Raw genomic sequence first — 19,526 nt, 5'->3', positions numbered from 1 at the left:
CCCACCTTGCACAAGCTTTTGTTGTTAGGCTAGACGACTTGTAGATTGGAAGGGCATCTAGGAGACTGGAGACATGGCGCTCAAGCGGATGGACAACGTAGGAATCGTCGTCGAAGACCTCGAAACGACGATTGATTTCTTTAGCGAACTCGGTCTTGAGCTCGAAGGGCGAGCCACTATCGAAGGAGAATGGGCCGGACGTGTCACTGGGTTGGGCGATCAGCAGGTCGAGATTGCCATGATGCGCGCACCTGACGGCCACAACCGACTCGAGCTCTCACGTTTCGTCAGGCCTCCTGTCGTCGCAGATCATAGGAACGCCCCGGTTAACGCCCTCGGCTACCTACGCGTCATGTTCACTGTAGATGACGTCGACGAGACGCTTGAAAGGCTCCGCACGCGCGGCGCGCAGCTTGTAGGCGAAGTAGTCCAATATAAAGACGTGTACCGGTTGTGCTACATCCGCGGGCCCGGAGGGCTCCTCATCGGACTCGCCCAAGAACTCAGCTGAGCGCAATACACAGACAAATGGCGACGAGTGCAAGAATGCGGCGACGGTTCATGACGGCTTGAACCACTTCGTGACGGTGCCTGGCGCCTGGCTCAATGATGCCATGGAAGAACGGGTCATAGGTCTCACCGGTCGCCTTGACGCCGATATAGGAGCCGCGATGCGCCTGCCAGCAAGCATCAGTCCATGTTCCTTTGTGCGTAACAAGGATGGGATTTGTCATCGCCGGTTCGGGTTCACCTTGGGTTCAACGCATTGGGCACCTATTGTTCCATCGTTACAGATTAGTATTCTGAAAAGATGAACCTCAAACAGCACTTCGACGCACTCATGGCCGTAGTCAAAGCTTCGATCAAACTCGGAGCGATCGAACCAAAACCCGAAATCGACCGGAGGCAGGGTGTCCCTTACAACAATGGGCTGAGAGACGCTCGCCGCTCAAGAGAAACTGGCGTCAAGCTGGACAATCCGTACCGCGAAAACTCACGTCACTGGAAGCAATGGAACGAAGGCTTCGAGCGGGCTAACAGATAAAACCTGAGGATCAATCCCAATCGCCGCGCAGGTGCAGCGTTGCAAGGCATTGCGGTGCTAGAATATGCAGACGAATAAGTTGGGACACTACGGTGGGACACCCCTGTCCCAAAAAAAAAGCCTATCCCCGAGCATGTCACACCATGCAGATTATAAAGGTCATTAATACTGCTCGGGTATGGACGGACGGCGGATTTTGGCTTGCGCCGAATAGAAATGTGTCCCCACATGCGTGACACTTGTAATGATCGCGCTGATAAGGGTCGCGTAGTGTGAATTGCAGAATGGATTTTTTGCGCTGGCCAAAACAATTCGGACAGGCTCTATGAGGCGCGTTTGACGGTTCGCTGGGGTCTACCACGAACTCGTAAGCATATGTGTTCCCACCATAGTCCATGATTACGTAGTTGGCGGCAATCTCGTCCCAATCCTCGTAAACAAAAAGCTGCCGTTTGAGGTCAGTCATTTTCTCTTCGAGTTCCCGTTCCCGGTCAGCGCTTGAAAGTGTGGCCGCTTGTGCCTCGAGTATCTTCCCCTGAAGCTCAATCACCGCGTTATTAAGTGCGACCTTGTCGCTTATATCTTTGATGCCTTTGGCAATATCAAAGGCAACTTTCAGTGCCCCGTAAGCCTCGCCAATACCTACAACCATTTCCGGCCCCCTTAGCTATTCATCTGCTGTACGATGGCGATCCCAAGCGCAATCAGGGCAGTCAGGAAGACGCCTATAGTGGGACCAGTACATCTTTGTTTCTCATCTCGGCTGTCGCTGCCTGCTGTGCCGCCACAGCTGCAAGCTGAGCGTCGACAAGCTGCTTATGTAGTAGATATGGCGCTGGATTTCTGTAGACCGCCTCATGACTTTTAACCGCGCCTTTGACTTCAGACGGCGGGCCGGAGACATAGCCGGTTCGGCCGTCTTTCGTTGGCGCATTTCCTGCTTCATCTAATGTGTCCGATTTTCGCACGGGTCGCGCTTCTCCCAAGAGGTTAACCTACCGAACCGCTTCGGTACGATCCGCGAGACGCACATACGGCGGGAATGGTCTTGAGAATGATTATGATATCTTTCTGAAAGGACCAGTTTTCAACGTAATGCTTATCGAAAGCTATCCGTTCGTCATAATTGACATCATTGCGTCCGCTGATTTGCCACACGCCAGTCAGGCCCGGGCGCGATTTGAAATAGTAGGTTGCGGCGGAACCATAGAGCTCGATCTCGTCCTTCACTACAGGACGCGGCCCAACCAGACTCATCTCGCCGCGAAGAATGTTAACCAGCTGAGGCAATTCGTCGAGGCTCAATTTCCGCAACACGATGCCGACAGTTGTGACCCGTGGATCGACCTGCAGTTTTCGCGCCGCCAACCATTCTGCGTGTGCCTCCGGATTTGCAGCGAAATGGGCTTCAAGGACGGCATCACCGTCTGTAACCATGGTACGAAATTTGAGGCAATAGAACGCATTCCCGCCACGCCCGATGCGGCGATGGCCATAGAGAACAGGTCCACCATCCGACAATTTAACCAGACAGGAGAGCAGTATAAACAGCGGGCTGAGCAGGATGAGGGCAAGGATCGCGATCAACACATCGAACGATCGTTTCAAGAACCCTCCAACCGGCAGACTTGCCAATTCGTCCGACTGCCGAATGAGTTTGGTATTCACGAGAAGTTCCTTTCGAATCTGTGATCCACGAAGTTCGGCTTGGTTGCAGGCTTCGTGTCAGGGACGGCTAGGCAAAGCCTCCAGCACGGCAGACGGATGGAATTTGACTTTGCAGATGTCGTCCCAATGCTTCGGACCAGTCGGGCTGCCGCACGCCAAACGTGGAACGGAGGCACCCGTTCCACGTTTGGTCTTCAGACCTATGCAGGATGAGACGTATGGCAGCTCAGGAGTAAGACCAAAGTCTTGTCATGATGCAGCAATGGTTTTGATCAGGGTCATATCGGCATGGAACTGTTGACAGTCGCGCATCGAGCTATTTATGCCACCAGGTTCGAAGCGATGTCGATGATACCACTCTAATCCCACGGCATGTAGGAGGCGCCGATGCTCATCCGTACTAAGCCGGTTCCAATTCTTTGCAGCGCGGTCCTGGCGCTGGGCCTCGTCACAATGCCCTATAAAGTGACACTCGAAAATCACTCCCTTGAGTTTCAAACACTAACGGCCTTGGCAAAAGATGGCGGCAAAGGCGGAGGCGGCGGTGGCGCCAACAATAGCCCGATCAGCTGAATTTACCCTTCCAGCTGATCGGGTTTAATTTGCTATCGGTGACTATGGGCGATTCTGTTTCCGGACCTGGAGTGATTTTGACGCCAGAACGATTTAATGACTGTCTCAAACTTCTACGTTGGTCTCAACTGGATTTGGCAGCGGCCTTAGAATGTGATGTATTTTTGGTCAACGCTTGGGCCAATGAAATACAACCTATTCCCGACGACATTGCACTTTGGCTCGACAAGCTGGCGAAAGCCCATGCCAAGGCGGGCATTCCCCAAAATTACAAAGGTGTGCAGTTGAAAATGAAGATCGGCAAATATGCGAAACACTGACTAGATATCAATGACTTGCAAGGCACTCTGCCACACCCTATTGAATGGAAACGCACCGTCATCGGCGGAGGGACTCCACCCAGCGACTTTGTTGCCGAGGCTGAAGGCGTGACCATTGGCAAGGTAAGAAAGTTCGACAATGGACTGCAGAAGGCAAAGTGGGATGGTCGTTTCTGCTTGGACACAGTGACTTTCGACGTGGAGAGTTCAACAGTGTTGAGGATGACGAGCAGGAAGCGGCCAACAAGATCAAAGCGGCTTTTGCGCGCTATCTGGAATATCCATCTGACAATGGTGGCGGGCGCGACCTGCCATCGCCGCAGTCGAAAGCGCGTTCAAAAGCATATGCCAACGCAAAGGGCAGTTAATGTCATTTCGGTGCCGGGAGCTAACATGGCCGTCGACTGGATAACAACACTGCAAGAACAAGCCGAATTCGTCACGCGCATAGCGGAGGATGTGACACTCACGCTCGAGCTTCCGCAACTGAGTGATGTCCAGGTGTCGAGGCTCCATCGAGTTGTCGAACAGGGAGCATCCACGTTTGACCGGATCATCGAAGAAATGGAACAGCATGACGATGTTGATGACGATCTTCTCGAAGCCGCCGCAGACATTGCCGATACGTGGGCGGACCTTTCAATTTCAACCGCAAACAAACTGCGTGCTCTGCAGGGGTTGCCGCCGATAGAGTTTCCTTCTGAGAAGGGTGGATGAGACCGTGTTTTTGTCCACTGGCGGACATACGATTGTAGCAAAGAAAATTGAGCGTAAAATTGAGGTTGGGACGACTTTCAAAGGGGTGGCAGATGAACAAACGCCTCGATCGCAAACTTGAATGTCCGAAATGCGGAACGATCTACCTTCGGATCCCGGATGACGTGCAGGACCGCACCCTGATTCAATGCAGTTTATGTGACAGGGTGCTTGGTAGATGGAGCGAACTCGAAATAGATTTCTACTCCCAAGGCGGCGGCCACGGCGTCTTTGAAATGCATGAAGGTCAAATCATACGCAGGGAATGATCCTATGCGAATAGATTTCGATGACGGTCCAGGAGAAGGGCGTAGTGAACTGGCCTTTCACCATTACTTCGCGCTCGTCTGTATCGGCCTTGTCCTTGCTGGCGTGGCCTGCTTGTTAATGTGCTTAGAACAAAAGGATCCAATGTTTTTTTAGATCCAAGCTCTCTGATAATAAATATTGACTGTCCCGCCTCCGGCAACTGAGCCCGATAGCGAGCCGTTTCGCGCTCGCGGCGAACGCTACAGTCTAGCTTGGTCTGGATCTTTCCGTTTTCGATGACGAAAGGTGGCGGACAAAGACGTCACTTCAGAGCGCCGGTTAGGCTGGTTGCGTCGCGAAAACCTCAGAGCTGCGAACCGATAGGGAGAATCGCATAAAATCCCGCCACGAATTGATCCCAGGGCGAACCCGTCGGCTCATGATAATAGATCCGCTGCGTCCCGTCCGGCTCGGTCTCCGTCCACGAGATCCGCTTGTACTTGTCCAGCCTTACGGCAAAGGTTTCTTCTCTTAAAACGCCTCTTAGGGCATTCGACGTCTTCTTGGTAAATTCAGGCGAGTCGATCAGAATGCCCATCTCCGTATTGATATTCACCGACCGCGGGTCCCAGTTGAACGAGCCGACGAACAGGTAACGATCGTCGATGGTAAACGCCTTGGCATGCAGACCCGATCGTGATTCCCCCCAATTGACGCCGCGCCGCGCTTCTTGATCTGCGTCAGGCCGAAGTTCGTAGAGGTGGACTCCACCTTCCAGAAGAGCCCGCCGGTCCTTTGCATAATGCGCATAGACGGGTTTCACGTCGTTCGATGCCAGCGAATTGGTTACAACCAACACCTCGACGCCCCGCGCCTCAAGTTCCCGCAACCACTTTGTGCCGCGTTTGCCTGGCACGAAATAGGCAGAGACGATCTCAACCTTTGATGTCGCATGGGCGAAATACTTTGCCAGTTGAGAGGCAAGAATCGCTTCCTTGTTGTCTTCACCGGCCGCTTTTGAAGGGGGGTCCGAGTACATTTTGGCGCGAACCCATTCAAGCTTCAGCGTCGATGGCGTTAGGTTTTGCTTAGCAGCCGCACGCACGACGCTGGCATATTCCGTCTCCCGGGCTTTCCCGATGATCTCGTCAAGGCGATCGCGCGCTTCGTCGAGACTGAACCCCTTCGGTTTGCCAACGACGGCGCGCGCAGGCACTGCAAACTTGCTGTTCCAGTACTCATCAAAGTTTGTCGAGACTTCGTCGACAACGGGTCCAGCAACCAGCAGATCGAGATCCGAATAGTTTAATTCCCTCTTGGCCAGGAAATACTCATCGCCGATATTGCGGCCACCGACGATCGACATGGCGTTGTCGGCGGTCATCGACTTGTTGTGCATCCGGCGGTTGATCCGCTTGAAGTCGGTGAGGCCGGCCGCGACAAGGCTCTGATCCCGCCAGAACGGGTTAAAGAGCCGGATTTCGATGTTTTTATGCGAGTCCAGAGCCGCAGTCACGGCATCATAGCTCTTAGTGTCCATGTCATCGAGCAGTAGCCGCACCCGCACACCCCGATCCGCGGCTTGCAGCAAGCTCCACGCAAAGATTTTTCCGGTAGGATCATTGTGCACAAGGTAATACTGCGCATCGATCGTCTTTTCAGCGGCCGCTGCAAGCGCCAAGCGCGCCGCCAGCGCTTCTTCGCCGTTGCCGACGAGCCTGACCCCGGAGCGACCGTCCCTGGGATCACCAAGCCTTTGGACAGCTTGTGTCAGACGCGTGCTTGTCGGCTGCGCGGGCGAATATGACGGTGTTTGCTCGAATGTTCGCACAGTGTGCGAACAGGCGGCGAGAAGAAACAAAGAGAGCCCCGCGGCCGAGATAAATGGTTTCATACTACGCCCCATCCAGAATACTCCACGCCACCGTCCCTTAGCGGCTCGCAAAGCTTGACTTTGGCTGTGTTGCGCACTTTGCCGCTAGTACAGACATGTCACGTTTTGAGATTGAGCACCATTCCCGGAGTGACATCGTTGTCGCTCTGGGCCGGTATTAGCGGTGTCATCGCAGATCTTGATCGATCTCTCCACTCATCGCCGTGGTAGCGCTGAAATGACCTGGTTTTGTGAACCTCGCGTCCGTCGATTTTAAGGATGTTGCCGTCAAGATCGCTCGCCTCACGGATACCTCGTGCCCGAACATCTTCAATGCGAAACTCTCGGCGTTCGCGCTGAACATCATCAGCGTTGCGCAGACAAAGAATACAGGGAACTCAAATCGCTTCACGATGCGTCCTCCCGATCTTATGTTGCTGCCTACCGTATCAGTGAATTCAGGCTGGCAACCAGACAAAATAAACGCGCCCCAGCGGAGCGCGTTCGATGGGCTTTAACCTGTTTTTCTAGTTTCTTTTGACGTTTTTCCCGTTCATTGGGCTCGAAGCTTCAAGTCCGGTTCGATCCTGGTATGTTTCTCGCCTGCAGATTTCTTATGTTTTCTTCGGTCGCGCATTGAAAACGATACTGCAGCCCTTGCGGCGAGACATCGATTCGATAGCCTGCATCTCACCCTTGAGCCGGGAGACTTCAGCCGCCTGTGCTCCGTCGCCCTTGACGAGAAACAAAGCTGGCCAGAACACAACTAATGCGACACCAGTTGCGACGGCATCGCCGGTTGCTTTTTGGTTCTGCATACCGGCAGCCGCTGCGGCCCGAGACGAGATTTCAGTCGCCTCTGAGGCCAGTTGGTTGCACGACAGTGATTGATAGCTAAGCGCGGAAGTATATGCCGGGGCTATGCTGTCAGCGCGTGAGGCACAGCCAGCGAGGACGGCACACGCCGACAACGCGACAATGAATTTTTGCATTTTGGTATTTGCTCCTACCCAAGAAGGGCTTTTGTTCGTCTTTTTAAGCAAGCGTCGGTTCGACGGGCCTGCTCCATGCGAGCACGACTATCACTCAGTCAAAGCCGCGGCTTGCTCCTGGCTGCCAATTACTTGCGATCAGACGCGTCTCGGTCCTTTGGGGTGGCGGATACTGACCTGCGATTCGGCAGGAGCCCCAGGGGTCTTTTACCACTGGTGTGTCGATCTCAGGTCCTGAGGATCAATCACCGCACTGACGATCGCACGCGTAACCATCATTGTCCCGGTCAAGCTTTGACATTCCGTTTTTGAGATCGGACTGCGCCTGCTCGCAGGTGACGATATTGCCGTTATCCGGTCCGACGTCATGCGTGCAGGTATAGGCGAAAGCCTGACCTGACAGGAGGAATGCGAATGCGATCGACGCGATGAGAGTCTTCACTTTTTTGCCTTTCGTTTGGCTGTTAATGTTGCGCAAGTTGGCGCAACGAGATTTACCGCGACAGCACCCACTGAATCTGCGCCGAGGCTGGATTTTCTGTTGGTTAGATAGTGGCGTGACGGACGCCGCGCTTGATGCTAGGTGCCAATCTCTTGCTGTTAACTGCCAAGGCGTGAAGTGGTGCGCCGCCCGCTCTGCCCAGTACCAGAGCCGTCGTTGTTGAGGCGGCAGATCGGGAGGGCCGAGGTTAGACATTTCTCCAGCTCGGACCCGGGGATATTGTGAGCGAGTGATAAGCCGGGATTGACGATGCTATGAGGGCGGCGGGCTGGTTGGGTTGGGTGCTTTAAAGACGAGCGCCGCTGCCGCCCCTCCGAGCAGTTCCGCAACGATATAAAGCCAAAGGTTAGACCACGGCAGCATGACTCGGATCGAAGCGCCGATCGCGACCGCCGGATTGAATGCCGCTCCGGATACTTGGCCGACGGCGAATGCGCCAGCCAGAACGGTGAAGCCGATAGCGAGACCGAAGTAGGAATTCCCTTTTGTTGCGTCAATCGTAGCCACGTTCAACACGACGTAAACCAGCGCAAATGTGAAAAGGAACTCGGCCAGAAACGCCCAATACGGGAGCAACGAATGGACCAGCCGCCGCGCCCCTAAGGGCGAAGCCGACGATCCAAGCCGCAACGGTCGCGCCGAGCAATTGCGCGCCCCAGTATGGCAGCACGTTGGGGCTAATATTCACTTAGACCATTAAGACAACGGCGAAGTGTAACCGCGCATCGCCGTCAATCTTTAAAGTCGGCTTTTTTGCATACCGGCTCCCCCTGAAGGGCATACATCCGGCAATACTGCACCTCGCCTGTGACCTGATCCAATTGCCATATCGCACCAGCGCCGGACGGAAAATAAAATCCAGCGGTATAAGTCGCTACGTTTGATGCATCCGGAATTTTGGTGTCGAACAGTGCGTATCTCTCGCATCCCACTTGCAAATTTCCCGAGGCTTGCTGCCATAGGGCCGAACAATCGTAGACCTTCTTCGTCTTACGATTCAAAAAGTAAGCTTGCGACGTGTATTCACCGGCGTCGCCGCCAGCCTGATGCACTATGAGTTCGAAGTCTGCCGCTGTTGTGGGTAAGACGGACGAGATCAAGATGGTTGCTATCAGAAGTATACGCATGGCGACCCCTTCTAATGGATAGGATAAAACCAACATACAGGAAAACGCGTTCCGTCAAAGCACTGCGCTGGCCACGACCTGCCTTGGGTGTTGGCGACCCAGGTCCGGTGCGCCAACATTCTCACTGACCGCTGCTAACCGGTTCTCAATGGTTCTCTGCCAATGTACCGCGAAATAGTAACAAGGGGTTGCCTTGTGCGCATCCGGGAGAGCATTTCCTGCGAAAGCTAGTCACGATTTTTCGTTGGGCTTGGATGCTGGGATGCGTCATGACCGGTACGATGATTGGCGGAGTAGCAGGTTGGGAGAATCATGGCTGGATAGGAGCCATCGCCCTCGGTTTCGTTGGCTTGGTTGCAGGCGCGCTTATAGGATCCACACCGAGTGGAATTCTGCAATTCCTTAAATGAAAGCCGAGAGGTATCGAACATGGCTGACGAAGTGAATTGGGAGAAGCGCTATGCCGACCTGAAACTGGAATCTATCGTCGTTCAGGCGGTCTGCGGCTTCTTGCTGGCACACGATGCGACCAAGCATGGCAATCCCGACCACCACCTCCTCCACGTCAACGCAACGCTTATGGGAATCGCCGCGAAAATTGCCGATGAGAAGGGCGGGGAAGTGCTGTCGTAACTGAGGCCATGGAGCGGATGTGTGCAATAGCTGAAATTGTTTTGGCCGGATCAAATAAAAACAAGTAGCGCTATTATGGCTGCCCACGCAGCACAGCGATCATGCGATGGATTTCCGTCAGTCCCCAGCCTGCACGAAGCGCCGCCATAACCAACGGCTGGACATCGGCTTCGGCCCCAAGCGCCATGACGCATGCCCGCAGCGCATTGGCCAAGTCGGCTTCGCGCTCGACGTAAAACCCCGTCCGGTGGTGGTGGTGGGATGGGGCCGAGCCTATCAGCCATGGCAAGCGGGAAGTATCAAGGGTGGCTCCCGTGGTCCGTAACTAAACAACTGCTGGACCAGCGGCGGGGTTCCATAGGCGGACTGGGCCTCTTTGTTTTCGCTCCCAAAAGGAACTATCCCGGCCCGCCTCAGGGGAACTCCTGATTGTCGCTTGCCCTATCGGAGCGTAAATTATCGGGGTACCCTGGTCGAAGTTCGTGAAATAGCCAGCCATGAAGACCAAGGCCTGCTGAACTGGCAATCCTGCGTTCAGCAATAAATGGCAGCCCTATAGGGGAGTTTTGATTATGCCTAAATTAAAGCCTCTAATCACCGCTGCGGTGATTGCAATTTCTTTTTTAAGTTCTTCAGAAATATCATTTGCGGCTCAGCAAGCGCAACAGCGCCAACAAGCGCGTGACGTCCGCCAACAAGCTCGCCCCGAAGCTCGACAAACGAAGCAAGATTGTCGTGCCGCCAACCAGAAAAGCAACGCGGCGTGCCGTCAAGACAAGCGACATACCAAGCAGGACGCTCGTAAGACGGGCCGAGACATAAAGTATTGAGAGTGGAGGCTCGGCATTCAGTCGAGCCTTTTTTTGATAGCCGGATCACCCATTGGTCTAACCAACCATCGAGACGGGTTAGTCGTTAGCACAGTTGACGACGACCACCATGCAAACCTCAGCAATTAAACAAGGTGCAACGGGCACCCACAAAGGGGAACATTCATGCGAAACTTCCTGACAATCATCGCGGCTGCATCAATAGCACTTTCGTCTGCGATAGCAGCTAACGCACAAAGCCAAAATCCCCTCCCCAAGGCTAGCGATGTGCTCGTCCGGTATGGGAAGGACATCGAGGGCTGGACTATCTATACAAATCAAACTCGCGGAGATTGTTTGATCGTGCGCGACTTTGGCCAAGGTTCGGTGCAAATGGGCGTTACCGCAAATCAGGAGGTCGGGTATCTCGGCGTGTTCACGAAGGCGGATATCGGCCTTAAGAACGGGAACACAACGGACATCTTCGTCGCCCTCGACCGCAATCTTTATAAGGGTGTGGCTACCAGCACGAGCGGCGAACTCAAAGGCGGACTTTCTGGCGGCTACATCTTGACAGACGACCCGAAGTTCAAGCGAGACGTAGCAAAGAAATATGAAATGACCGTGTTTCCCGAAACCAAGGGGACCTTCGTCGTCGATCTGAAGGGGACTTTCAAGGCAATGGCAGCGGGAAAAAAGTGCCTCAAGCATTGACCGCGCGCTCGTAGCGAGCACTGGCGCAAAAGACCCGCCGTTGGGGTTCAAGCACAACGACGGGTAGGGGTTACCAATCGGGACGGGTGTGGACACGATTGGAGAATTTATTATGTGGCAAAAGAGGCCTTGCCACAATCGGGACTTTCCCTAGTAACAAGGTCACTTTGTTAACCCAAGACCCACCGGATACTTTCGTAAAGCAGCCATAGTGCGCCAGCGACAATTAGAACTCCGAATATGACAGGCTTGATGTCCCAGTCTTCGTGCATTTGATTTTTCCCTGCGACAAGGCAAATCAGCCCAGTCGACTCGAAGGGCTTCGCGTGGACTTTCCCTAGTGGGGCGAATAATTTCGCGCGTGCGTTTGACTGCCATTCTTTTGTGCTGAGATGCCAATTAGGACTTGGCCTATGATGACCTCCATGCCTCGGCCCAGTCGAAGTGGTTTGACACTCTCGACGAAAGTTGCGCTAAGCTGCCGTAGCGCTCATAGTATGAGGACTGTCCGGTTGGGCACGGTGCAATTTTGGGGAGATCGACGGCTGTGCCAACGTCAATAGGCTTGGCTGTTCACTTGGCACTTGGAGTGCTTGAACGTCGCGACATCGACCCGGCTCCCCTTCTTGTGCGGTCCGGCCTGTCGCTGGCTGCCGTCGACAGCCACAAGCGGATCAAGGTCATCGCGGCGATCGATTTTCTGGAGCGAGTAGCGCGCGTCCTCGATAACGACTGTCTCGGCCTAACTCTTGCAGCGGATTTCGACTTGCGCGAACTTGGCATGCTCTACTATGTGGCCGCGTCATCGGAGCGATTGGGCGACGCACTCAAACGCCTGGATCGGTATGAACGCATTGCCAATGAAGCTCTAGACCTGCGGATTGTCAAAAGTTCTGGCGGCAGCGTGGAACTTTTATATCATGGGGTGCCGCGCCACATCGACCGGCACCTGATGGAGTCCTTCGCGGTCGCCCTGGTACGCCTCTGCCGCCATCTTTTAGGAAGGAAGATTGTGCCGCTTTCGGTAAGCTTCATGCATCATCGTGCGGACGGCCGAAAGATCCAACAGCTCCTGGGCTGCGAGGTCAGCTTCGACGCCCATGTCGACGAGATAAATTTCGACGCGAGCGTGATGGACTTGCCTCTGCTTGGCTATGACCCGTATCTCAACGACCTAATGGTGAAGAGTTGCGACGAGGCGATTGCTGCACGAGCATCCAGCGCCAATGCGTTCCGGACAGAGGTTGAGAACACCATCAGGCCGCTTCTGCCGCACGGGGAAGCGCAGGCAAGGACGGTCGCGCAAAAACTTAACCTCAGCGAAAGGACATTCGCGCGGCGGTTGGCGGCCGAGGGGTTAAGCTTTGGAGAAATCCTCGACCAGATGCGGCGCGATCTCGCCTTACGTTATCTCGAACAAAACCTTCGAGCGTCTGACATCACTTGGCGGCTTGTTTCCAACAACCCAGCGCCTTCAGCCACGCGTGCCGACGCTGGACCGGAAAGAGCCCTTCAGAATTTCGGCGGTCTTTCATCGCAAAAGCTGTCGTCTCTGAAAGCACTCGCGTTGATTGTCGTCACATCGTCAGCCGGCGCTGAAGGGTGCCGAACCTTGCCGTCAGAAACCTGTTTCCTCCCAAATTAACTATTTGAAACAGGCGGAAGAAATCTTCAACCGGACCGTAGGTTCCATTCGGCCTGCCCTGACAAACGTAGCGTAGCAAGCTGCTCGGGATCGATGTATGGTCTGTTCTGCAAGAGAACGGCCGAGTCGTTAAACCGCGCATGGTTCGAAAGGCGATGGATGACCGAGACGTCCAGCCGAGATCGCCATGAAAACATCCCGAAGTCCCGGCACCGCCGGCTCATCAAGATGGACCCGCCTAAATGAACGCGACCATAAATACGTTCGTCCTCGTCTTGGCATCGATCTTTCCGGTGGTCAATCCGCCAGGTTCCGCACTCGTCTTCCTCGGGTTGACCCGTGGTGCAACACCTGAGATCCGCGCTGTCCTTGCGCGGCGGATCGCGTTGAACTCGTTCGTTCTCCTGGTCTGTTCGTTCTTGCTTGGCGCGCTCATCCTCCAGTTTTACGGGATTTCAATTCCCATACTTCGCGTCGCTGGCGGGTTCATTGTCGCTGTCTCAGGCTGGAAACTCCTCAATGAAGGAAGCAAGAAGGAACTGGAAGCGCCGGCAGGCGGAGTTCCGCGCACCAATCTGCTGGATCAGGCCTTCTATCCGCTGACCCTCCCCCTCACGACAGGGCCAGGCTCCATGGCCGTGGTGATCAGCATCGGGCTTTCGGAGGCGACGGTTACGGGTCCTGCCGAAAGGCTCATATTCGTCATAGCAAGCGTCGTCGCTATAGCCGTTCTGGCATTGACCATCCTGCTTTGCTTCAGCTATGCGGATCGCAGCCAAAGGATTCTGGGCCCTGGCGGCACCGATATCGCCGTGCGGCTTTCGGCATTCATTCTGTTTTGCCTCGGCTTGCAGATCCTCTGGTCGGGCGGAAGCGAGCTGTTGAGATCCGTTCTCTAAGCAGGTTCTCCTCCACCGCTACCTCCGCCTAATCGGTTATGGGGTAAGTCGAATCTAGCCGGCTATGACCCCCACGATCACCGTTCCCCAGGTTGTAAGGAGGATATGCCCGATGGGGACCGCTGGTGTATAGCCGAGCACGGCAACCGGACTCCCCGACCGGTCCTGCACAGCTGCCATGCCCGCAGTCATTGTCTGCGCTCCTGCCAGCCCGCCGAGGAGCAGTATGGGGTTCATGCCGAGCAGGTAGCGCCCGACGTAGAGTCCTACGAACATGGGCATCAGGGTAACGACCACGCCGCCAAATAGCAGGCCGACGCCCGCCTCCGCGATGGCTGAGAAGAAGATGGGGCCGGCATGGAGGCCGGTCATTGCCACGAAGGCGGCAAGACCAAGTGCCGTCATCAGCGAGACGGCTCCATCCGGTATGCGGCCGAAGAGCGGAAAGCGCGTGCGCATATGCCCCACGACCAGCCCCGCCAGCAAGGTTCCCACGCTGGTGCTCAAAGAGATCCGCATATCCCCGATAGGAAAGGTGACGAGAACGCCAACAAGCCCTCCAAGGAAGATTGCGAGGCCGAGAACGAAGAAGTCGGTCGAAGCCGTCGGTGCGATAATGACACCTACCCGTTTGGCGGCGCGCGAGACGACGGCCTCCGGCCCCACCAACCGCAGAATGTCGCCGCGCTGCACCAAGATCCCAGGTGCAAGCGGAAGGTTTTGGTTCCCGCGCGTGATGGCTCGCAGATAGAGGCTGCGGGTCCAATCCTCCTTGGCCGCGTCCGCGATACTCCGGCCGTCAAGGTCGCGGCTTGTTACAAGGACGTCGGCGACTGACACTGGGATATCAAGGAGTTCGCGGTCCTCTACCTCGGCGGCACGCTGGCCGAGCAACTCCACCAGGGTCTCTCGCCTGCCAGACACCGCGACCACATCCTCTGGGCTCAAGACGAACTCCGGGCTTGCCTCAATAACTCGCTCGCCGCGTCGCACGCGCTGGATGAACAGCCGGTGCTCCGGAAATTTAGCCTCAGCTGCAGCTACGGATAGTCCTGCGATTGGCGCGCCCTCCGCGATCCGGTAGGCGCGTAACTCGAACCTATGCCAAGCGGACGCGACCCCCGCCGCCGTCCGCGTAATGCCGAGCTCGTGCTCCAGCTTGAGCGCCTCGGCCGCCAGGTCGATGCCAAGCAATTTGGGCCCCAGCACACTGCAGAACAAAATGACGCCAACGGCGCCGAAGACGTAGCAAACCGCATCGGCCACCGCGATATGTGCGACCAGCCGGGCACGCTCATCCTCCATAAGCGGGAGCGCGTTGATGGCTTCAGTCGCGGTGCCCATCGCCGGACTCTCCGTGAGCGCGCCCGACACAAGGCCCGCAGCAAAGCCCGGATCAAGCCCCAGGGCCTTGGCGATGACGATGGCAGTGAGCAGCCCTGTCACACACACAACCACGGCGAGCAGTACGGGCTTCAACCCGTCTCGTTTGAGGGCCTGCAGGAACTGCGGCCCGACCGAATAGCCAATGCCGAAAAGAAACAGAAGGAACAGCAACGACTTCGCCATGCCGGCAATCGGAACGTGGGCGAATTGACCGATCAAAATCCCGGCGAAGAGGGAGCCGGTAACAGGCCCAAGGCCGAAGCCCCTGACCTTCACGCCACCGATCAGGTAGCCGATGCTGATCGCAAGAAACACGGCGAGCTCCGGATACTTGACTAGGAATTGCTCGAACCAAACCATAGCCATATCTCCCCCGCGACGACCTTCGCGCTTGAACACGATCAGCTCAGTATCAAGGCGCCGTGGAAAACACGTTCAACGCTTCGCTTTTGCAGCGATCGCATTCAGGTGGCAGTAGTTTGAGGGCCTTGGCTTTCTCGTACCGTGGATTTCCTTCACATCAAGTTTTCGCAGTCGATCGTCTCTTGGGTCAGCACCTTGCCCGACAAAGGTTGTCGCGGCCGCTATCTCAAGGCCGGTCGTCCACACCAAGCATGCGAGCCGTCGAAACAAAAAGAAAGTACGTTACAGTAACGACACGAGGTGAGGCTCCATCATAGGTAGGCCAGGCTGTCTTTTGTTTAAGCTTCCGGTCGAATGCGGCATAGTGTGGCCCTTCAGTGACAGCAATGACAACCCTGTCGTGGTATTTCTTATCCAGGTTGAGGGATGGCTGCGAAATTCATTGAAACTGCAGTACTTGAACCTACTCGAACGTTGCCAAATACAAGCGCCGATGGGGGACCGCATGGTTGTTCGAACTCTTCTTCTAGCCTCTGCTGGAGCAATTATTGCCGTATCGGCAGCGCATGCTGCGGATGCAGTGGTTGTGGCTGAACCCGATCCCGTCGAATATGTCCGTGTTTGCGATGCCTATGGCGCAGGCTTCTTCTATATTCCCGGCACGGAAACTTGCCTGAAATTTGGCGGCTATCTGCGTTTTGAAGTGGCCGGAGGCGACAATGTCTATACCGGCGGTCATGTCGGCGGTGAGAACGACACATGGTACTCCCGCACGCGTGCCGAGCTGCGTTTCGATGCGCGCTCCGAAACCGAACTCGGCACTTTGCGCTCTTACATCGACGGCCGGTTCCAATACACGAACGGCGACGACGCCGGCGGCATCCTTCATCAGGCCTTCATCGAGCTCGGCGGTTTCCAGATCGGCGTCAATGACGTCATCTTTGGTTCATGGCTAAATTATGCCGGTAACATCATCAGGGACGACGTCATCCAGTACGGTGCCGACAGCATGTCCACCAACGCAATCAGCTATACATATAAAGCCGGCAACGGGTTTTCCGCCATTATTGCAGCCGAACAAGGTTCGGAGACGAATGGTTACGACTATGTCATCGTAGACTATATGCCCCACGTTCTCGCCGGCATGAAATATGAACAGTCTTGGGGGACGGTCGCCGGGGTCATCGGCTACGACTCGGTGCAGGAAGACATCGGGGTCAAAGCGCGGTTGGACGTCAATTTTACCGACACGCTATCCGCCTGGATAATGGGCGGCTATCAATCCGACTACGACGAGGACTCGTTCATCACCAATCAAAATCGCAATTGGTACGGACCATGGGAAGGCGACTGGGCCGCGTGGGGCGGGTTTGCCGCCAAGGTCACCGACAAGGCAACGATCAACGCGCAAGCCGCCTATGAAGAACAAGGAACCTGGGCGCTTGCTCTCAACGTGAACTACGAGCTTGTTCCGGGTTTCATGATCAGACCGGAAGTCAACTACACCAAGTTCGGCGGTGCACGCAAAGAGGAAGCCCTCCTCGAAAGCGGAGAGGACGACGCAGTCGGGGGTATCGTTCGCTTCCAACGCAACTTCTAAGTGCAGGGCGTGGATAGGACGCCGGGAGGGTGCGTGGAACCGCTATGTCCTTTCCACCGGCCCTCCGCATTCCGCGGCGAAATGGCAAGCGCGAACAGTAAGGCCCACTGCGTCGCGTGCGACAACGACGAACCTTGTCGCTCAACTGGCATAGGTAGTATTGCTCTCGGTTCACAGCCTCGGCAATTATAACGCCACCGGCGCAGCGCCGAGCCACGCCGGCAACGTTGACCGGCTTGAGTGGACGACTGAGCTTGGCCTCTGCTGTCGTCACGTGAGCGGATTGAGTTACCCTGCCCCAAGGCCTGAATATACCGAGAGTTGGATGTGCCGAAGCGGTTTGGTCTTTGCCCACCGATGTTCAGCCCGAGCCTGATTGAGTTGTTCGCTTTCACCGCCTCTTAGTCAACGGCAAGCAGACATTATAGGCGTCGGACGTAACGAGTATCCCGGAATCCCAGTCCATCGCGTTTGGTCGTTTGTAGCGAAGTCAGAAGCTGATTTCTATTCATGTCCAAGCTTCCAGACAATTGACCAAGTGGTCCTCTCTTTGATTCTGCTCGACACTCAGCCGTCACACCACAGGGCACATTTTGCAGTTTGTTGTCATCGGCGGAGCCTTGACGACGTCATCGCCAAAGCATCCGTATCGTCCAAAGCGGGCTGTCAAGACAGGATCATCGCGAAGTAGCCAAACACCGTAAGCAGGACCCCTGAAACCGCATAGCCGACGGGGAAACCGATCCAGGGTACATTCGATTGGATTTCAACTGCTGCCTCTCGGCAAGGCCCACTGTGACTGCGCGCGCCGGCTACAGCGCCCATAAGTATAGCTGGGTTCATTTTGAATATGTGAAAGCCGATGGCCCAGACGATGACTGGCGGAACCGAGCAGGCGACGAAGCCAACCAGGAAAATCTTGAGCGCGAGGGCCCCGGTCAACTGAGCAAGGAGCGAGTTGCCGGCATTGATTCCAACGATGGCGACAAACACGACGAGGCCGAGATCTTCCAGGATGTTGCGCGCCGCCGACGGGGTATTGCCGAAGAAGCGCAAACGGGATGCCACCGACGAGACTATCACGCCTGAGACCAAAAGCCCGCCCGCATTGCCGAGTCCAATCGATGCCCCAAACGCAGGGAACTGGATTGCACCAATCAACAAGCCCAAGATCATGCCGAGCGACAGCGTTAGAAGGTCGGTCGCGCTGGACGGCCTTACTACCCGTCCGAACAGTGCTCCAACTTTGTTGACCGCATCCTTCAGTCCGACCACGGTCACCACGTCCATCCGCTGTAGCTTGGTATCGTTTCCGATGGGTAGCCGCACTCCGCCTCGCTCCAGTGCCGTTACCTGCAGCTGATCGACCCCCGGCAGAGCTCGCCATTCCTCGCGTGTTTTCTTGACGATCTCGCCGTTGGTAACGAGAATCTCCGCAGAGTCGAGCGGGATGTCGAGTGCAATTTTGTCTGCGACTTCCGGCCCGATCAAGCCCATCTTGTCGGAGAGCGTCTCCCGCCGGCCGCCGAGCGCGATGACGTCGCCAAGTTGGAGTGAAAGCGTTCCAGTGAGTTCTTGGGGCGCACCGCCCCGCACCACGTTCACTACGCGGTATTCCGGATTCTCGTGCAGCAACTCACGGACTGTGCGCCCTTTCCAGGCCGCGTTCTCGAGCCGATAGGCGCGTAGCCCTCCGGCCGTCCAGCCGGACAGCGTCGGTGCATCGCCGCTCGCCACCCCGTGCTCGGCCTCGTATGCGCGGGCCGCGGCACGGGCATCCACTCCCCACCACTTGGGCAGATACTTGGTGATCAAGATGATGCCGACCGTTCCCCAGATGTAGGTGATGCCATAAGAGAGCGCAATCATCGCGCTCGCCTGCTCGGGTGTTGTGCCGGCCGGTAGAGTCAGCGCCCCTGAAGTCACGGCTTGTTCGGCCGATCCAATCGCCGCGGACATGGTCTGAGAGCCGGCCAGCATTCCGCCTGCGGTCCCCAACGGTAAATCAAAGATAATTGCGCCGAGCACGACGATCGTCAGTCCCACGATGCAACTGATAAAGGCCAATATGGTGAATTTGATCCCGTCCCCGCCCAAGCTGTTCATGAACGACGGTCCGACCCGCAGTCCAACGCCGTACATGAACAGGTAATAAAACATGCTCTTCGTAAAATTGTTCAACTCCAGCTTCACGCCATAAATCGATCCGACGACGGCGAGCCCGCAGCCAACGACGATGGCAGCCGCCACCATGCCGAGCCCGTAGCCCATCACACTTTGCCGTCCTATCCAAACCGCGAGCCCTACCGTCAGGAAGAGCAGCATGAAGGGGTTGGCATTGAGAAACTCGAAGAATGTTTGCATGTCGCTTT

Annotated in this window: 24 protein-coding genes; 13 read left to right on the top strand and 11 right to left on the bottom strand. The window is 55.8% G+C overall.

Features of this window, described 5'->3' with window-relative positions; translation table 11 throughout:
• Positions 1 to 73: 73 nt before the first annotated feature.
• On the top strand, positions 74 to 511 hold the full coding sequence (locus LB462_RS28360) for a VOC family protein (protein ID WP_224514991.1): 438 nt from the start codon (positions 74 to 76) through the stop codon (positions 509 to 511).
• Here LB462_RS28360 and LB462_RS28355 read toward each other — a convergent pair.
• Positions 504 to 734, bottom strand: a complete 231-nt coding sequence (locus LB462_RS28355) for a hypothetical protein (protein WP_224514988.1) — start codon at positions 732 to 734, stop codon at positions 504 to 506. The genes LB462_RS28360 and LB462_RS28355 overlap by 8 nt on opposite strands.
• Positions 735 to 841: 107 nt before the next feature.
• Between LB462_RS28355 and LB462_RS28350 the strand changes: the two genes are divergently transcribed.
• Positions 842 to 1,045, top strand: coding sequence for a hypothetical protein (locus LB462_RS28350; RefSeq protein ID WP_224514986.1), 204 nt, complete (start codon positions 842 to 844; stop codon positions 1,043 to 1,045).
• 136 nt (positions 1,046 to 1,181) lie between these two features.
• Here the strand turns inward: LB462_RS28350 and LB462_RS28345 are convergent, their stop codons facing one another.
• Together LB462_RS28345 and LB462_RS28340 are read right to left on the bottom strand one after the other, a co-directional pair.
• Positions 1,182 to 1,697, bottom strand: a complete 516-nt coding sequence (locus LB462_RS28345) for a hypothetical protein (protein ID WP_224514984.1) — start codon at positions 1,695 to 1,697, stop codon at positions 1,182 to 1,184.
• 338 nt (positions 1,698 to 2,035) lie between these two features.
• Positions 2,036 to 2,713, bottom strand: coding sequence for a sugar transferase (locus LB462_RS28340; RefSeq protein WP_370637330.1), 678 nt, complete (start codon positions 2,711 to 2,713; stop codon positions 2,036 to 2,038).
• A 387-nt stretch (positions 2,714 to 3,100) separates the two neighbouring features.
• Between LB462_RS28340 and LB462_RS28335 the strand changes: the two genes are divergently transcribed.
• The 5 genes from LB462_RS28335 (at position 3,101) to LB462_RS28315 (ending at position 4,631) form a co-directional block, all read left to right on the top strand.
• A complete protein-coding gene (locus tag LB462_RS28335) occupies positions 3,101 to 3,286 on the top strand; it encodes a hypothetical protein (protein ID WP_224514982.1) in 186 nt (61 codons plus the stop codon).
• A 77-nt stretch (positions 3,287 to 3,363) separates the two neighbouring features.
• Positions 3,364 to 3,606 (top strand): hypothetical protein, encoded by a 243-nt coding sequence (locus tag LB462_RS28330; RefSeq protein WP_224514980.1) that lies wholly within the window; start codon positions 3,364 to 3,366, stop codon positions 3,604 to 3,606.
• Positions 3,607 to 3,764: 158 nt separating this feature from the next.
• The gene (locus LB462_RS28325) at positions 3,765 to 3,974 is read left to right on the top strand and encodes a hypothetical protein (RefSeq protein WP_224514978.1); all 210 of its coding nucleotides are present in this window, start codon (positions 3,765 to 3,767) and stop codon (positions 3,972 to 3,974) included.
• Positions 3,975 to 3,999: 25 nt separating this feature from the next.
• Positions 4,000 to 4,323, top strand: a complete 324-nt coding sequence (locus LB462_RS28320) for a hypothetical protein (protein ID WP_224514977.1) — start codon at positions 4,000 to 4,002, stop codon at positions 4,321 to 4,323.
• Positions 4,324 to 4,415: 92 nt separating this feature from the next.
• A complete protein-coding gene (locus LB462_RS28315; protein ID WP_224514975.1) occupies positions 4,416 to 4,631 on the top strand; it encodes a zinc-ribbon domain-containing protein in 216 nt (71 codons plus the stop codon).
• Between the two features lie 344 nt (positions 4,632 to 4,975).
• Here LB462_RS28315 and LB462_RS28310 read toward each other — a convergent pair whose 3' ends face one another.
• From LB462_RS28310 to LB462_RS28290, 5 genes are all read right to left on the bottom strand, one after another.
• Complete coding sequence (locus LB462_RS28310) at positions 4,976 to 6,505, bottom strand: phospholipase D family protein (RefSeq protein WP_224514973.1); 1,530 nt, start codon at positions 6,503 to 6,505, stop codon at positions 4,976 to 4,978.
• 593 nt (positions 6,506 to 7,098) lie between these two features.
• Complete coding sequence (locus LB462_RS28305) at positions 7,099 to 7,476, bottom strand: hypothetical protein (protein ID WP_224514971.1); 378 nt, start codon at positions 7,474 to 7,476, stop codon at positions 7,099 to 7,101.
• A gap of 241 nt (positions 7,477 to 7,717) precedes the next feature.
• Entirely contained in the window at positions 7,718 to 7,918 is a 201-nt protein-coding gene (locus LB462_RS28300; protein WP_224514970.1) for a hypothetical protein, read from the bottom strand.
• Between the two features lie 312 nt (positions 7,919 to 8,230).
• Positions 8,231 to 8,554: an aquaporin gene (locus tag LB462_RS28295; protein WP_224515019.1), complete on the bottom strand. Its 324-nt coding sequence runs from the start codon at positions 8,552 to 8,554 to the stop codon at positions 8,231 to 8,233.
• A gap of 155 nt (positions 8,555 to 8,709) precedes the next feature.
• The gene (locus LB462_RS28290) at positions 8,710 to 9,105 is read right to left on the bottom strand and encodes a hypothetical protein (protein WP_224514967.1); all 396 of its coding nucleotides are present in this window, start codon (positions 9,103 to 9,105) and stop codon (positions 8,710 to 8,712) included.
• Positions 9,106 to 9,534: 429 nt separating this feature from the next.
• Between LB462_RS28290 and LB462_RS28285 the strand changes: the two genes are divergently transcribed.
• A complete protein-coding gene (locus LB462_RS28285; RefSeq protein ID WP_224514965.1) occupies positions 9,535 to 9,738 on the top strand; it encodes a hypothetical protein in 204 nt (67 codons plus the stop codon).
• A 73-nt stretch (positions 9,739 to 9,811) separates the two neighbouring features.
• Here the strand turns inward: LB462_RS28285 and LB462_RS28280 are convergent, their stop codons facing one another.
• A complete protein-coding gene (locus tag LB462_RS28280; protein WP_224514963.1) occupies positions 9,812 to 10,027 on the bottom strand; it encodes a hypothetical protein in 216 nt (71 codons plus the stop codon).
• A 283-nt stretch (positions 10,028 to 10,310) separates the two neighbouring features.
• Between LB462_RS28280 and LB462_RS28275 the strand changes: the two genes are divergently transcribed.
• The 4 genes from LB462_RS28275 to LB462_RS28260 all read left to right on the top strand — a co-directional run bounded on the left by LB462_RS28275 (position 10,311) and on the right by LB462_RS28260 (position 13,805).
• Entirely contained in the window at positions 10,311 to 10,568 is a 258-nt protein-coding gene (locus LB462_RS28275; protein WP_224514961.1) for a hypothetical protein, read from the top strand.
• 165 nt (positions 10,569 to 10,733) lie between these two features.
• A complete protein-coding gene (locus LB462_RS28270; protein WP_224514959.1) occupies positions 10,734 to 11,261 on the top strand; it encodes a hypothetical protein in 528 nt (175 codons plus the stop codon).
• A gap of 547 nt (positions 11,262 to 11,808) precedes the next feature.
• Positions 11,809 to 12,906, top strand: a complete 1,098-nt coding sequence (locus LB462_RS28265) for an AraC family transcriptional regulator (protein WP_224514958.1) — start codon at positions 11,809 to 11,811, stop codon at positions 12,904 to 12,906.
• Between the two features lie 242 nt (positions 12,907 to 13,148).
• Complete coding sequence (locus LB462_RS28260) at positions 13,149 to 13,805, top strand: MarC family protein (protein WP_224514955.1); 657 nt, start codon at positions 13,149 to 13,151, stop codon at positions 13,803 to 13,805.
• A gap of 54 nt (positions 13,806 to 13,859) precedes the next feature.
• On the opposite strand, the gene aspT is transcribed toward LB462_RS28260, so the two are convergent.
• Complete coding sequence (aspT, locus tag LB462_RS28255; protein WP_224514953.1) at positions 13,860 to 15,551, bottom strand: aspartate-alanine antiporter; 1,692 nt, start codon at positions 15,549 to 15,551, stop codon at positions 13,860 to 13,862.
• Positions 15,552 to 16,059: 508 nt separating this feature from the next.
• Between aspT and LB462_RS28250 the strand changes: the two genes are divergently transcribed.
• Positions 16,060 to 17,154, top strand: coding sequence for a porin (locus LB462_RS28250; RefSeq protein ID WP_224514951.1), 1,095 nt, complete (start codon positions 16,060 to 16,062; stop codon positions 17,152 to 17,154).
• Between the two features lie 666 nt (positions 17,155 to 17,820).
• Here the strand turns inward: LB462_RS28250 and LB462_RS28245 are convergent.
• A complete protein-coding gene (locus LB462_RS28245; protein WP_224514949.1) occupies positions 17,821 to 19,518 on the bottom strand; it encodes an aspartate:alanine exchanger family transporter in 1,698 nt (565 codons plus the stop codon).
• Positions 19,519 to 19,526: the final 8 nt, after the last annotated feature.

It is taken from the genome of Phyllobacterium chamaecytisi (genome assembly GCF_020164455.1).
Classification (GTDB): domain Bacteria; phylum Pseudomonadota; class Alphaproteobacteria; order Rhizobiales; family Rhizobiaceae; genus Phyllobacterium; species Phyllobacterium chamaecytisi.
This window is presented reverse-complemented; position numbering and strand designations above follow the sequence as displayed.

Excerpts from the sequence above, each read along its gene's own strand:
- LB462_RS28360 (WP_224514991.1), top strand. The coding sequence starts at position 74 with ATGGCGCTCAAGCGGATGGACAACGTAGGAATCGTCGTCGAAGACCTC.
- LB462_RS28355 (WP_224514988.1), bottom strand. The coding sequence starts at position 734 with ATGACAAATCCCATCCTTGTTACGCACAAAGGAACATGGACTGATGCT.
- LB462_RS28350 (WP_224514986.1), top strand. The coding sequence starts at position 842 with ATGGCCGTAGTCAAAGCTTCGATCAAACTCGGAGCGATCGAACCAAAA.
- LB462_RS28345 (WP_224514984.1), bottom strand. The coding sequence starts at position 1,697 with ATGGTTGTAGGTATTGGCGAGGCTTACGGGGCACTGAAAGTTGCCTTT.
- LB462_RS28335 (WP_224514982.1), top strand. The coding sequence starts at position 3,101 with ATGCTCATCCGTACTAAGCCGGTTCCAATTCTTTGCAGCGCGGTCCTG.
- LB462_RS28320 (WP_224514977.1), top strand. The coding sequence starts at position 4,000 with ATGGCCGTCGACTGGATAACAACACTGCAAGAACAAGCCGAATTCGTC.
- LB462_RS28315 (WP_224514975.1), top strand. The coding sequence starts at position 4,416 with ATGAACAAACGCCTCGATCGCAAACTTGAATGTCCGAAATGCGGAACG.
- LB462_RS28310 (WP_224514973.1), bottom strand. The coding sequence starts at position 6,505 with ATGAAACCATTTATCTCGGCCGCGGGGCTCTCTTTGTTTCTTCTCGCC.
- LB462_RS28305 (WP_224514971.1), bottom strand. The coding sequence starts at position 7,476 with ATGCAAAAATTCATTGTCGCGTTGTCGGCGTGTGCCGTCCTCGCTGGC.
- LB462_RS28290 (WP_224514967.1), bottom strand. The coding sequence starts at position 9,105 with ATGCGTATACTTCTGATAGCAACCATCTTGATCTCGTCCGTCTTACCC.
- LB462_RS28285 (WP_224514965.1), top strand. The coding sequence starts at position 9,535 with ATGGCTGACGAAGTGAATTGGGAGAAGCGCTATGCCGACCTGAAACTG.
- LB462_RS28275 (WP_224514961.1), top strand. The coding sequence starts at position 10,311 with ATGCCTAAATTAAAGCCTCTAATCACCGCTGCGGTGATTGCAATTTCT.
- LB462_RS28270 (WP_224514959.1), top strand. The coding sequence starts at position 10,734 with ATGCGAAACTTCCTGACAATCATCGCGGCTGCATCAATAGCACTTTCG.
- LB462_RS28260 (WP_224514955.1), top strand. The coding sequence starts at position 13,149 with ATGAACGCGACCATAAATACGTTCGTCCTCGTCTTGGCATCGATCTTT.
- aspT (WP_224514953.1), bottom strand. The coding sequence starts at position 15,551 with ATGGTTTGGTTCGAGCAATTCCTAGTCAAGTATCCGGAGCTCGCCGTG.
- LB462_RS28250 (WP_224514951.1), top strand. The coding sequence starts at position 16,060 with ATGGTTGTTCGAACTCTTCTTCTAGCCTCTGCTGGAGCAATTATTGCC.
- LB462_RS28245 (WP_224514949.1), bottom strand. The coding sequence starts at position 19,518 with ATGCAAACATTCTTCGAGTTTCTCAATGCCAACCCCTTCATGCTGCTC.